This window comes from Pseudoxanthomonas sp. X-1, assembly GCF_020042665.1.
Taxonomy (GTDB): Bacteria; Pseudomonadota; Gammaproteobacteria; order Xanthomonadales; family Xanthomonadaceae; genus Pseudoxanthomonas_A; species Pseudoxanthomonas_A spadix_A.
This window is the reverse complement of the sequence record NZ_CP083376.1, coordinates 137,423-150,073: the sequence shown is the minus strand read 5'-3', so window position 1 is coordinate 150,073 and position 12,651 is coordinate 137,423. Positions and strand designations below refer to the sequence as shown.

The window sequence follows — 12,651 nt, the reverse complement described above, 5'->3', positions numbered from 1 at the left end:
CCTCGCTCAACCCGCCGGCATCACCGGCGGGACGTAGGGCAGGGTCAGCCCGAGCAGCCACAGCAGGCCGATCACCAGCGGGATGTGCACCAGCAGCTGGATGAAGGTGAAGCCGACGATGTCGCGCGCCTTCAGCCCCAGCACGCCCAGCAGCGGCAGCATCCAGAACGGGTTGATCAGGTTGGGCAGGGCCTCGGCGGCGTTGTAGACCTGCACCGCCCAGCCCAGGTGGGCGTGCAGTTCGTTGGCCGCCTGCATGACGTAGGGCGCTTCGATCAGCCACTTGCCGCCGCCCGAAGGCACGAAGAAGCCCAGGATGGCCGAGTACACGCCCATCACCGCCGGGAAGGTGTCCTGCGTGGCCACGTGCACGAACAGCTGCGAGAGGTGGTGCGCCAGGGTGTCGCCATCGGCGCCCTTGGCCCCGGTGAGGATCATCGCGATGCCGCCGTACAGCGGGAACTGGATCAGCACGCCGGTGGTGCTGGGCACGGCCTTGGCCACTGCGTTGAGGAAGCTGCGCGGACGCCAGTGCAGCAGCAGGCCCAGCGAGAGGAACAGGAAGTTGTAGGTGTTCAGGCTGGCGATCGCGGTGACCACCGGCTTAGAGGCGAACTCGCCGGCCAGCCAGCCGAAGGCCAGCAGCGACAGCAGCACGGTCAGCAGCGGGCTGTATTCGAGCCATTCGCCCGGACGCGTGCGCGGCGGCAGCACCTTGTCCGGCTCGCTCTGCGCCGCCTCGGGGAAGTCGGCCGCGGTACGCGCGGCCCGGCCCTGCGGTGCGGTGACCCAGCAGATCAGCAGCGAGACCCCGATCAGCACCGCGGTCAGCACGATCGACTGCCACAGGAAGATCGTCTCGGTGAAGGGCAGCACGCCGGTGATCTCCAGCAGGCCCGGCGGCATCGAGGCCGGGTTGGCCTGCAGCTGCGCGGCCGAGGAGCTCAGGCCCATCGCCCACACCGCGCCTAGCCCGAGGTAGGCCGCGGCACCGGCGGCACGGTAGTCCATCTTCAGCTCGCCGCGCCTGGCCAGCGCGCGCACCAGCAGGCCGCCGAACACCAGCGAGAAGCCCCAGCTCAGCAGCGAGGCCAGCATGCTCACCAGGCCCACGTACACGATCGCCCCGCGCCCGCTGCGCGGCACCCGGGCCAGCTGGTCGATGAAGCGCGCCACGATCGGCGCGGTCGCCACCGCGTAGCCACCGATGACCACGAAGGCCATCTGCATGGTGAAGGGGATCAGGCTCCAGAAGCCGCCGCCGAAGGCCTCGGCCGTGGCCTTGGGCGTGGCGCCGGCGAGCATCGCGGCGATGGCCACCAGGATCACGCCCAGCACCGCGAACACGTAGGCATCGGGGAACCACTTCTCGGCCCAGGCAGCGCTGCGCAGTGCCGCGCGGGCCATCACGCCCTGTCGGGCCTCGCCTTCGTTCGCTGCCATGAGCCTGCCCTCGCCGTCGGATCGCCGGCCCGCATTGTCCAGGCGCCGGCCCGGCGCGGTCTGCTGGACGATGGTCTAGGCGAAGGCCGCACCGCCGCGCGCCCGCGGCGCGTCAGGCCTTGAGCGTCAGCGACACCGCGATCCCGGCGAACACCGCCGCGCCGACCCAGTTGTTGTGCAGGAAGGCGCGGAAGCAGGGCCCGCGCTCGCGGTGCCGGCACAGCCAGAACTCGTAGGCCACCAGCGCCACCGCCACGCCCAGGCCCAGCCAGTACGGCCAGCCCAGCGCGGCCTGGCGCCCGACCAGCGCCAGCGCCACGAACACCAGCGCGTAGAGCAGCCCCTGGATCACCAGGTCCAGATCGCCGAACAGGATGGCGGTGGATTTCGATCCGGCGCGCAGGTCGTCCTCGCGGTCGACCATGGCATACCAGGTGTCGTAGGCGGTGGCCCACAGGATGTTGGCCACGTACAGCAGCCAGCCCAGCGCCGGCACCGTGCCCTGCACCGCGGCGAAGGCCATCGGGATGCCGAAGCCGAACGCCAGCCCCAGGTACACCTGCGGCAGGTGCGTGTACCGCTTCAGATACGGATAGCTGGCGGCCAGGAAGGCGGCCACCACGCTCAGGCCGATGGTCAGCCGGTTCATGGTCAGCACCAGGCCGAAGGCCACCAGCATCAACACCGCGAACACCCACAGCGCCTCGCGGCCGCTGACCCGCCCGGCGGCCAGCGGCCGCTCCCGGGTGCGCTCGACCTGCGGATCCAGCCAGCGGTCTGCGTAGTCGTTGATCACGCAGCCGGCCGAGCGCGTTAGCCACACCCCCGCGGTGAACACCAGCAGCGTCCACCACGGCGGCAGGCCACCGGCCGCCAGCCACAGCGCCCACCAGGTCGGCCACAGCAGCAGCAGCACCCCGATCGGCCGGTCGCCGCGGACCAGCTTCCAGTACTCCGCCAGCCGCCCGGGCGGCCGCACCGGCGGCGCATCGAATCGTTCGTAAGCCATCGCGAAAGGGTAGCAGGCCGCTTCCGTGGGAGCCGCCCCATGGCCGTTGTGGCCCACGGCGGCGATGAGGCCGTCCCACGCGGGCCGCCCTTCCCGCAGTGCCGATTCCCAGGTTCGCGTCCGCCGATCTTTTCAGCGATAATGCGCGCCGCCGTCGGCCCGCCGCGGCGTCTGTTGCACCATGCGCCTGTAGCTCAGCCGGATAGAGTAGTGGCTTCCGAAGCCATTGGTCGGGGGTTCGAATCCCTCCAGGCGCGCCAGCACTCGCTCCGGATCATGACGGAGCAGCCAAGGCCCTCGAGCGATCGGGGGTTTTTTGTTGCCCGGCGTCCTAGTCGATCCACACGATGCGTTGGGATCCGCCCTGGTGGCGGGCACGCGCCTGCGCCCACGCCGCGCGTCCGACCGGACACGCGACGGTGTCCGATCGGACACCTTGCATCAAAAACGCGCCGTGCCATGGGCGCTGACGGTTGGCACGCGGCATGCGATAGGCCCACCCGGGCGATCGCTCGCATCGCCAAGGAGGACCGAAGTGATACCACCCCATGCGCTGGCAGGTGCGCTGACGCTGTTGTCGCTGGTTTCCGGCCAGCCACACGGCGGCTCCCCCACACACTACGAACTGAGCGCCGAGATGGATGGCGACCGGATCACCGCGCTCGATGTGACCATCCGGCTCGATGCCGATGCGTCCGGGCGGACCGTGATCGACTGGGCTGACCAGTGGGCGGGCGAGGAGCATCTGGGCCAGTGGGCGCGCGATGTCTCGGTCGAAGGTGCGCGCCGCACCGAGGCGGCGCCCCATGGCGGACGCATCGTGGACTCCGCCCCAGGCGCGCCGCTGGTGATGCGCTATCGGATCGTGTCGGCCCAGCAGGCCGCGCCCGATGTCTCGAACAGCAGGCAGCCGGATCCGATCGTGCGTCCAGACTGGTTCTACGCGGTCGGGTTCTCGCTCTATGCCCAGCCCGCCGGACGCGAAGCGCTGCCGGCGACGTTCGCCTGGCGCGGTCCGCATGGCATCGGCTTCGCCTCGGACGCGCAACACCCGCAAGGATTGATGCACCAACCGCGCACGGGCAAGGACATCCGGGAAAGCGTGGCCATCGGCGGCCGCGACCTGCGGGTCTCGACCCTGCGGTTGGGCGACGATCGACTGCGCGTCGCCTCCATCGGCCATTTCGGTTTCGACATGTCCGACTTCGCACGCCTCGCGGAGAAAGTCATCGCGTCCGAGCGCGCGTTCTGGGGCGACGCCCATGCAGGCCCCTTCCTCATCACGGCCGTTTCCCTGGCTTCTGCACCGAAGCAGACAGGATTCAGCGGGACGGGGCTGGGCGATGCCTTCGCCACCTGGATCGGACAGGACACGCCATTGCCGGATCTGGCCTGGTTCCTCGCGCACGAATATTTCCATAGCTGGAATCCAAGGCAGCTGGGGCATACCGAAGACGCGACCGAGGCCCGGACGTACTGGATCAGCGAGGGGTTCACCGACTTCTTCGCGCGCAGGCTGATGCTGCGGGCGGGCCTGCTTTCGCCGGAGCAGTTCGTCGAAGAGTGGAACGAGGCCCTCGCGCGCTACGCCCGCTCGCCGTATCGCACCTCGCCCAATGCCGTCGTCGCCGATCGCTTCTGGAAGGACGAGCGCGCCCGCATGATGCCGTACCAGCGCGGGGCGCTGCTGGCGGCGGTCTGGGATCGCCGCCTGCGTCAGCGCTCCGGCGGGCGCACGCGCCTGGACGATGTGCTCCAGGACCAACGCAGACGCGCGCAGGCGGATCCCGCGCTTGGGCTGCAGGACGCGCTGGTCGCCGCGGCGGCCCACGACGGGCTGGACCTGCGGCCGGATCTCTCCAGGTACGTCGACCACGCAGCGCCCGTGCTGCTGCCGGACGACGCTTTTGGCGAATGCGCCCGCGTGGTCTCCGTCGACACACCGGTGTTCGACAGGGGCTGGGACACCGAGGCGACGACGCGGCAGGGCGACGTCGTCACCGGGCTCGACCCGACCTCCATGGCCTATGCCGCGGGACTGCGGGAGGGGATGAAGCTGCTCTCGCAGTCCGGCGGGAACCCGGCCGATCCACAGGTCGAGATCACGCTCGTGGCCCAGGACGCGTCCGGCCAGCATCGCATCCGTTTCCGGCCCGTCGGGCGGGAGACGGTGAGGCTCCAGCATATCGCCTTGGACGCCGCGCGCTTTTCCGCCAGGCCGGAGGCGTGTCGCCAGGCCCTCGCCGGCTAGCTGCCTGGTCGCACGAACACGGCGCCGCGCGAATCGCGCAGCGTCAGACCTTTTCCACCGCGATCGCCAGCCCTTGCCCGACGCCGACGCACATCGTGGCCAGGCCCAGCCTGCCGCCGCCGACGTGCAGCTGGTGCACCGCCGTCTGCACCAGGCGGGTGCCGCTCATGCCGAGCGGATGGCCCAGCGCGATGGCGCCGCCGTTCGGGTTCACGCGGGCATCGTCGTCGGCCAGGCCGAGCGCGCGGGTCACCGCCAGCGCCTGGGCGGCGAAGGCTTCGTTGAGTTCGATCACGTCGAAGGCCTGCAGCGGGCGCTGCAATCGCGCCAGCAGCTTGCGCACCGCCGGCACCGGGCCGACGCCCATCACGCGCGGCGCGACGCCGCCGCTGGCCATCCCCAGCACGCGTGCGCGCGGCGTCAGGCCGTGGCGCTGCACGGCGGCGGCCGAGGCCACGATCATCGCCGCGGCGCCATCGTTGATGCCCGAGGCGTTGCCGGCCGTCACCGTGCCGCCCGGGTTCACCGGCTTGAGCGCGGCCAGGGTCGCCGCATCGGTCTGCGGGCGCGGATGTTCGTCGGTGTCGACCACGGTCTCGCCTTTGCGCCCCGGGATGCGCACCTGCACGATCTCCGCGGCGAAGTAGCCCGCGGCCTGGGCGCGGGCGGCGCGCTGCTGGCTGCGCAGGGCCAGCGCATCCTGGTCCTCGCGCGACACGCCGTCGTCGGCCGCCACGTTGTCGCCGGTCTGCGGCATGGTGTCCACGCCGTACAGCGCTCTGAGCTGCGGGTTGACGAAGCGCCAGCCCATGGTGGTGTCCTCCAGCCTCTGATCGCGGCCGAAGGCGCTGCCCGCCTTGCCCATCACGAACGGCGCGCGCGACATCGACTCCACGCCCGCGGCGATCGCCAGTTCCATTTCGCCCAGCGCGATGGCGCGATACGCCGCGCCGACCGCCTCCATGCCGGACGCGCACAGCCGGTTGAGCGTGACACCGGGCGCCTCCTTCGGCAGTCCGGCCAGCAGCAGCGCCATGCGCGCGACGTTGCGGTTGTCCTCACCCGCCTGGTTGGCGCAGCCCATGAAGACCTCGTCCAGCGCCGACCAGTCCACGCCGGGATTGCGCTGCATCAGCGCGCGCAGCGGAAGCGCGGCCAGATCGTCGGCGCGCACCGGCGCCAGGCCACCGCCGTAGCGGCCGATCGGCGTGCGCACGGCATCGCAGAGGAAAACGTCCTGCATGGAAACTCCGTGAAACGAGGGGGGAAGTCAGGGCCGGGCCGGCGCGCGGGTGGCGGCGACGATGGTGATCGCGCCGGCCAGCAGCAGCGTGCCGTAGGCCAGCTGCGAGGCGGCCAGGGTGCCGGTCTTGTCGATCAGTACGCCGACGATCATCGGCACGAACACGTTGCCCAGGCCGGCCAGCGTGGTGACCAGCGCGATGCTGCCCGCCGCCTTGGGACCGGAGAAGGTGCTGCCTGGCAGGGTCCAGAACGGCCCGGTCGCGCCCAGGGTGGCCGCGGTGCACACGGTCAGCAGCGCGATCGCCGGGGCGGTGGTCAGGTGGGTCGTGCCCAGCACCAGCCAGGCGGCGGCGGCCGTGCCCAGGCACAGGGCCACGTGCCAGCGGCGCTCGCCGACCTTGTCCGAGTGGCGCGCCACCAGGAACTGGGTGACCAGGCCGGCCAGGAACGGGATCGAGGACAGCAGGCCGACGTGCAGCACGTCCTTGATGCCCGAGTTCTTGATGATGGTCGGGATCCAGTACGCATTGGCCGCCGCACCGCTGAAGACCGCCAGCGCGACGAAGGACAGGATGTAGACGCGCCTGTCGCCGAAGGCCTGCCACAGCGAGTGGTGCTGGCCCGGCGAGGCGGCGCTGTCGCGGTCCACGTCGGCCTGGACCAGCGCCTTCTCCGGGGCCGTCAGCCACTTGGCGTCGGCCGGCTTGTTGTCCAGGAAGTAGTAGACGACCACGCCCAGCACGCAGGCCGGCAGGCCTTCGACGATGAACAACCACTGCCAGCCGTGCAGACCAAGCGCGCCGTCGAACAGGCGCATGATCGTGCCCGCCAGCGGTCCGCCGAGCATGCCGGCGATGGGCAGCGCGGCCATGAACAGTGCGGTGACGCTGGCGCGGCGCGCCTTGGGGATCCAGAAGGTGATGTACAGCAGCACGCCCGGGAAGAAGCCCGCCTCGGCCGCGCCCAGCAGGAAGCGATAGAGGTAGAACTCGGTCGGCGAGGTCATCATCGCGAACGCCGCGCAGGCCAGCCCCCACAGGATCATGATGCGCAGGAAGGTCAGGCGCACGCCGATCTTCTGCAGCCACAGGTTGCTGGGCACCTCGAACACGAAGTAGCCGATGAAGAACATGCCGGTGCCGATGCCGTACATGACCTCGTTGAAACCCAGCTGGTGCATGAAGTCCAGGCGGGCGAAGCCGATCACGTTGCGGTCGATCAGCGCCACGGTGTAGCACAGCATGATCAACGGCAGGATGCGCCACTTGATCTTGCGGTAGGTGGCGTCGGCCAGCGAGGGCTCGGCCACGCCGGTTGCGGAAGAGGATTGCACCTGGGAACTCATTGGGAATCTCGCATCAGGGTGTCAGGCGGCGCCGCGGTCCGCCAGACCGGCCGGCGGCAAAACGCTGCGTGGGGAGAAGTCGTCCGGCGGGCCTTCAGTACTTGACGTGCAGGCCCAGGGCCACGTTGTCGACCGTGGCGCCCACCGGCGCGCGCACCGGCGAGCCGTAGCTGGACGAGACGCCGTTGTCGATGCGCCCGGCCAGGGCGACCAGCGAGGTGTACTTGAACAGGCTGTACTGCACGCCGATGTTGTAGGCCTGCGCGCCCAGCCCGTACGTGCTGCACTGCGCCGCGCCCGACAGCACGCAGTGGCCGGCGCCGGCATGGATGTAGTTCGCCGCCAGGGTCAGCTTCGGCGTGGCCTGCCATTCCCCGCTGACCTTCCAGGTCGGCACGGTGTAGGACTTGAACTTGCCGTAGGCCGCGGTCGGGTCTTCGGCGTACTGCACGCGCGAGAGATCCACGCCCAGCTTGAAGCGCTTGGTCTGGTAGGCGGCGCTGAGGCGCAGGTTGCGGTCCTGCGAGCCGCCGCCCTGGTTGGTGATCGAAGTGGCCGCCGGCGTGGTGGTCGGCACGCCGCTGATCACCAGGTGGTTGGTGTGCCGCTCGTACTGCAGCGCGGCGTACCAGGGCCCCTGCTCCCAGCGGATGCCGTAGGAATAGGCGCGACGGGGGCGGCCGTAGTCCGGACCGTCCCGGTGCGGCATGTAGCTGGTGCCCAGGGAGAAGCCGTTCCACCTGGCGCTCTCCCACTTGTAGCCCTGGCTGGCGCGGGTGACCCAGGTCGTCGTTCCAGCGCGGCTGCCGGTGCCGAAGGCCGCGCCGCCCAGCAACGCGGAGGTCGACACGAAGTTACTCTCGCTCACGCCGAGCATGCGCACCGGGTCGCCCCAGTTGGACAGGATGCTGTTGATGCGTCCGCCGGTGAAGGTGCCCAGCACGCGGTGCTCCACGTACACGAAGGCGTCGCGGCTGCGGTTGAAGTACTCGCTGTTGTCGTAAGGCTCGGTGACCTGCTCGTCCAGGCGGAAGCCGACCTTCCAGTCCTCGTTGAAGCGGTAATGGCCGCGCACGGCGAAGAACGACTGCGACCAGTTGACCCGGTCCGCATCCGGCTTGTCGGTGACGCTGCGCAGGGTGGTGCTGGTGTTGGACTTGGTGGTCAGCGTGCTGACGCGGCTGCCGACCGCGGTGTGCTGACCGAAGGAGGTCCACTGGTACTGCGGATACAGGTTGCCGAAGAACTCGATGTTGGCGTCTTCATTGCCGAAGGTGGCGGCATGGCCACTGCCGACCATGGCCATCAGGCAGGCGCCGACGGCGATGCGATGGCGGCGCGGACGCGGCGAGGTGTTGCGGACAGGCATCGAGTTCCCTCCCAGGAGTGGATGCGGAAAGCGGCAGCGAGGCCGCCCACGGCGGCACGCTGGATGGATGGAGCGCGGAACGGGCGCGCGGCGGCTCAACGCAGGCTGGCCGACCAGTGGGCGATGGCCTCGACCACCTGCTGCGGCTGCTCGGGCAGCAGGGCGTGGCTGGCGCCGGGGATGGTGACCACGCTGACGCGCGGGCCCAGTTCCTCGCGCAGCTCCTGGCGGCGATCGGCCGGCATGAAGGGATCGGATTCGGCCTGCAGGTCCAGCAGCGGCACCTTGCCGCCCGCGCTCCACCACAGCGCCTTGGGCGTGGCGTCGCTGGCGTTGCGCTGGCTGGTGCGCACCTCGGGGTGCCAGCCGTCCAGCCAGACCGAGGCATCGTTGCCCGGCGCGAAGAAGGTCGCCTGCAGCTCCCGCAGCCGATCCTCGCGCGAGGTCTTGGGATCGGCGATGCGGATGATGCTGGCCGACAGCGACTTGGGATAGGTCTTGGCCGCCGCGGCCGCGACCACGACACCGCGCACGGACTGCGGATGTCGCGCGGCGAGCATGCGCGCCACCCAGTTGCCGTAGGCATGCCCGACGACGATCGCCGGCGCCTTGCCCGCCTGGTCGATCGTGCAGGCCACATCGTCGGCCAGGTCCGCCAGGGTGATGCCTTCCATCGGCCCGCGGCTGGCACCGAGCCCGCGCGGCTGTGGGCGCAGCACCTGGTAGCCCTTGGCGGCCAGGCCCTCGGCGATCGGGTCGTAGTCCAGCGAATCGCGGCCCAGCGACGGCAACAGCACGATGGTCGGCCCCCGACCGTCCACCACCACGTCGATGCTGGCATCGCCGCAGGTCAGCTGGCGATGCGCACGCGCATCCGCCGCCTCGGCGGCGCCCACGGTGGCCGGCAAGGCCAGGCAGAACAGAACACGCACCCACGAGCGCTTCATCAGGCAATCCCTCCCGGTATTGCAGGCGCCGGGCCGGACGCGGCCGCACGACACCTGTGCGCCGCATCCCAGGGACGACGGCACGACGGACTTCAATCGGATGACCGGCCTGTCGCGGCCGGACGGTGTTAGTGGACCGGTCTTGGCACCGGCACCTGTCGCGTGCCGCAGGCGATCGCCTGGCACGCGTCCTGGCTGGACATGAGGCCCTCCTCCTCGATGGCGTGGACCTGCGTTGCGCTGCAGGCGTCGATGGGGCGGAGTCTAGGCACGGTGTTTTTTCGGGCGCACGCCGCCAGCGGTCAATCCAGCTATGGCGCGAATGCGATGGCTCGCACCGGCCCCGCCGATCGCCCGCAAACGCGGGGTTTCCGCGTGATTCGAGGCCTCGGCGAGGCCCTTATCCTTTAGTCGAAGGGCGCGTCTGGAGGCGTCTCGCGCCATTGGCCGGCGGGCGGTTTGCTACCCTCGTTCACCTGATCCAGCGCGCCCGCCGTTCCGCCATGCCCACACCCAAGGTCACCACGCTTTCGCTCGATCTGGTGACCGATCTGGGGCGCTGGCGCGCGTTCGTGGCGATCGGCGAGCTGGGCAGCGTCACGCGCGCGGCGCTGTTCCTGGACACCAACCAGTCGGTGCTTAGCCGCCAGATCAACGCACTGGAGCGCGATTGCGGCGCGCGCCTGTTCAACCGCACCGGGCGCGGCGTGCAGCTGTCCGAGCTGGGCGAACGCCTGTTCCCGCAGGTCAAGGCGCTGCTGGCCGACGCGGCGCAGCTCGAGCGCGACATCCGCGGCGAGGCGCTGGAGCCGACCGGCCGGGTCACGATCGGCATGCTGCCGTCGATCTCGCAGGCGGTGACCGGCCGCCTGTTCTCGACCCTGCGCACGCGTTATCCCGCGGTCACGCTCAAGATCCTGGAGGGCTCCGGCGGCCAGGTCGAGGAGTGGCTGGCCGATGCCCGGGTCGATATCGCCGTGCTGTACCGCTATGGCACCTCGCTGCCGGAAGGCGAGCAGTCCCTGGCCGTGGTCGACAGCTATCTGATCGGCCGGCGCGGCGATGCGCTGACCGCCGCCGAGACCGTGCCGTTCACCCGGCTCGACCAGCTGCCGCTGGTGGTGCCCAGCGCGCCCAACGGGTTGCGCACGGCGCTGGATGCGCTGGCGCGCAGCTGCCATATCAGCCTTTCCCCGGCGATCGAGGCCGATTCGCTGCCGCTGCAGAAATCGCTCTCCGCCGGCGACGGCGTCTACACCGTGCTGCCCATCCACGCGGTGTGGAAGGAGCTGGCCGACGGCGTGCTGCAGGCCGCGCGCCTGGTGGATCCGCCCATGCAGCGGATCATTTCCATGGCGCTGAGCCGCTCCAAGGGGCCGGCCCGCGCGGTCTCGGCCGTGGCCGGCGAGATCGACCACGCGTTCCGGTCGCTGGCGGCCGAAGGCCTGTGGCAGCGCGCCTTCGCCCCGACCCCCGACGCATAGCAGACATGCCGGCGGACGCGTAGCGCGCGCCGTCGCCCCACCCTATAACGGCCGATCGCGCGCCTGCCGCGTGCGGTCCCGCGCTCGAACCGGAGTTGCCATGCCCCGCATCACCCTGCCCGATCCCGCCCACATGGAGGCCGACCAGCGCGCGGTGCACGACCGCATCGTCAACGGCAAGCGCGGCAGGATCCAGGGCCCGCTGCGCGCCGCACTGCATAACGCGGAGCTGGCGGCGCGCTGGTCGGCCCTGGGCGAACTGCTGCGTTACGACACGTCCCTGACGCCGCGCCAGAGCGAGCTGGCCATCCTGGTCACCGGCCGGGCCTGCAACTCGCCGTTCGAGTGGTACGCGCATCGCCTGGAGGGCGAGAAGGCCGGCCTGTCGGCGGAGATCCTCGATGCGCTGCTGGCGCAGGAGATCCCCGCGGGACTGGACGAGACCGAGCACGCCACCGTCTGCTTCGCCCGCGAGCTCAACGCTGCCAACTCGGTCAGCGACGCGACCTACGCGCGGACGCTGGCCCTGCTGGGCGAGAAGGCCGTGGTCGAGCTCACCGCGCTGGTGGGCTATTACACGATGGTGGCGATGACGCTGAACGCCCACGAGATCCCCCTGCCGGAGGGCGTCGCGCCGGCCTTCGACCTGCCGCAGCGCAACGGCCTGTGAGCGGCTGGGACTGCCATGCGCACGTCTTCGGACCGTATGCGCGTTTTCCGCTGGCCGACACCAGCGTGCATTCGCCGCCGCAGGCCAGCGTCGAGCAGTACCTGGCGCTGCTGCAGGCGCTGGACCTGCAGCATGGCGTGCTGATCCATCCCAGCGCCTACGGTCGGGACTTTTCCGCGCTGTTCGACGCACTGGACCGGTTTCCGCAGCTGCGCGGGGTGGCCGTGGCGCGTGTGCAGGATGGAGTGGACCTGCGCGGGCTGCGCGAGCGCGGCGTGCGGGCCTTGCGCTTCAGCCACCGCAGCGGCGGCGACTTCCCCGGCGCGGCCACGCTGGAGGATCTGAAGCGGCTGGCGCCGGCGCTGGCCGCGGCGGGCCTGCATGCCGAACTCTGGAGCGACACCGCGGCGCTGTCCGGCGTCATCGGCACGCTGCGCGAGCTGCCCGTGCCCCTGGTGATCGACCACGCGAGCGGCTTCGACCTGGAGGCCGGCGTCGACGCGCCGGCGTTCCGCGCGCTGCTGTCCTTGCTGGAAGGCGGCAACACCTGGATCAAGCTGTGCATGTACCGCAACCTGCTGCGCAAGCCGCAGCCCGAGCGCGGTCGTGCCTTCCAGCTGGCGCTGCAGCAGGCGCGCGCGGACCGCATGCTGTGGGGCAGCGACTGGCCGCATCTGCGCGTGGAACCGGCGCCGGAGACCGGCGCGCTGCTCGAGACCTTCCGCGACTGGGCGGGCGATGCCGCCCTGGCGCGCAGGATCCTGGAAGACCATCCGCGCGCGCTGTATGCCTGACCGGCGCGGCGCGCGCGCAATACGACCTTGGTCCTAACGGCTATGCGCGCAGCCGCATAGCAGCTCTGCCTGGCGTCGCGTCGGCGCGCGCGCG

Annotated in this window: 10 protein-coding genes and 1 tRNA gene; 5 read left to right on the top strand and 6 right to left on the bottom strand. The window is 70.6% G+C overall.

The features are described 5' to 3' along the window. Positions 1–6: 6 nt before the first annotated feature. Together LAJ50_RS00655 and ubiA are read right to left on the bottom strand one after the other, a co-directional pair. Complete coding sequence (locus LAJ50_RS00655; RefSeq protein ID WP_138651444.1) at positions 7–1,407, bottom strand: TIGR00366 family protein; 1,401 nt, start codon at positions 1,405–1,407, stop codon at positions 7–9. Between the two features lie 148 nt (positions 1,408–1,555). Beyond that, positions 1,556–2,452: a 4-hydroxybenzoate octaprenyltransferase gene (gene ubiA, locus LAJ50_RS00650; protein WP_138651424.1), complete on the bottom strand. Its 897-nt coding sequence runs from the start codon at positions 2,450–2,452 to the stop codon at positions 1,556–1,558. A gap of 183 nt (positions 2,453–2,635) precedes the next feature. Between ubiA and LAJ50_RS00645 the strand changes: the two genes are divergently transcribed. Beyond that, positions 2,636–2,712, top strand: a tRNA-Arg gene (locus LAJ50_RS00645). Positions 2,713–2,987: 275 nt separating this feature from the next. Then, a complete protein-coding gene (locus LAJ50_RS00640; protein WP_138651425.1) occupies positions 2,988–4,703 on the top strand; it encodes a hypothetical protein in 1,716 nt (571 codons plus the stop codon). Between the two features lie 43 nt (positions 4,704–4,746). Here LAJ50_RS00640 and pcaF read toward each other — a convergent pair whose 3' ends face one another. The 4 genes from pcaF to LAJ50_RS00620 all read right to left on the bottom strand — a co-directional run bounded on the left by pcaF (position 4,747) and on the right by LAJ50_RS00620 (position 9,609). Then, positions 4,747–5,946: a 3-oxoadipyl-CoA thiolase gene (pcaF, locus tag LAJ50_RS00635; RefSeq protein ID WP_138651426.1), complete on the bottom strand. Its 1,200-nt coding sequence runs from the start codon at positions 5,944–5,946 to the stop codon at positions 4,747–4,749. A 27-nt stretch (positions 5,947–5,973) separates the two neighbouring features. Continuing rightward, positions 5,974–7,281, bottom strand: a complete 1,308-nt coding sequence (locus LAJ50_RS00630; protein WP_205957660.1) for an MFS transporter — start codon at positions 7,279–7,281, stop codon at positions 5,974–5,976. A gap of 106 nt (positions 7,282–7,387) precedes the next feature. Next, on the bottom strand, positions 7,388–8,662 hold the full coding sequence (locus LAJ50_RS00625) for a porin (RefSeq protein ID WP_130551306.1): 1,275 nt from the start codon (positions 8,660–8,662) through the stop codon (positions 7,388–7,390). A gap of 95 nt (positions 8,663–8,757) precedes the next feature. Beyond that, the gene (locus LAJ50_RS00620; RefSeq protein WP_130551307.1) at positions 8,758–9,609 is read right to left on the bottom strand and encodes an alpha/beta hydrolase; all 852 of its coding nucleotides are present in this window, start codon (positions 9,607–9,609) and stop codon (positions 8,758–8,760) included. Positions 9,610–10,112: 503 nt separating this feature from the next. On the opposite strand from LAJ50_RS00620, the gene LAJ50_RS00615 reads away from it, so the two are divergent. From LAJ50_RS00615 to LAJ50_RS00605, 3 genes are all read left to right on the top strand, one after another. Continuing rightward, positions 10,113–11,093, top strand: coding sequence for a LysR substrate-binding domain-containing protein (locus LAJ50_RS00615; protein ID WP_130551308.1), 981 nt, complete (start codon positions 10,113–10,115; stop codon positions 11,091–11,093). Between the two features lie 100 nt (positions 11,094–11,193). Next, positions 11,194–11,763: a carboxymuconolactone decarboxylase family protein gene (locus tag LAJ50_RS00610; protein ID WP_138651427.1), complete on the top strand. Its 570-nt coding sequence runs from the start codon at positions 11,194–11,196 to the stop codon at positions 11,761–11,763. Beyond that, positions 11,760–12,557: an amidohydrolase family protein gene (locus LAJ50_RS00605; protein ID WP_138651428.1), complete on the top strand. Its 798-nt coding sequence runs from the start codon at positions 11,760–11,762 to the stop codon at positions 12,555–12,557. The genes LAJ50_RS00610 and LAJ50_RS00605 overlap by 4 nt, the downstream gene beginning before the upstream one ends. Positions 12,558–12,651: the final 94 nt, after the last annotated feature.

What these genes read in the sequence shown, in the direction of transcription:
- LAJ50_RS00655 (WP_138651444.1), bottom strand. Translation starts at nt 1,407, where the DNA reads ATGGCCCGCGCGGCACTGCGCAGCGCTGCCTGGGCCGAGAAGTGGTTC.
- ubiA (WP_138651424.1), bottom strand. Translation starts at nt 2,452, where the DNA reads ATGGCTTACGAACGATTCGATGCGCCGCCGGTGCGGCCGCCCGGGCGG.
- pcaF (WP_138651426.1), bottom strand. Translation starts at nt 5,946, where the DNA reads ATGCAGGACGTTTTCCTCTGCGATGCCGTGCGCACGCCGATCGGCCGC.
- LAJ50_RS00625 (WP_130551306.1), bottom strand. Translation starts at nt 8,662, where the DNA reads ATGCCTGTCCGCAACACCTCGCCGCGTCCGCGCCGCCATCGCATCGCC.
- LAJ50_RS00620 (WP_130551307.1), bottom strand. Translation starts at nt 9,609, where the DNA reads ATGAAGCGCTCGTGGGTGCGTGTTCTGTTCTGCCTGGCCTTGCCGGCC.
- LAJ50_RS00615 (WP_130551308.1), top strand. Translation starts at nt 10,113, where the DNA reads ATGCCCACACCCAAGGTCACCACGCTTTCGCTCGATCTGGTGACCGAT.
- LAJ50_RS00610 (WP_138651427.1), top strand. Translation starts at nt 11,194, where the DNA reads ATGCCCCGCATCACCCTGCCCGATCCCGCCCACATGGAGGCCGACCAG.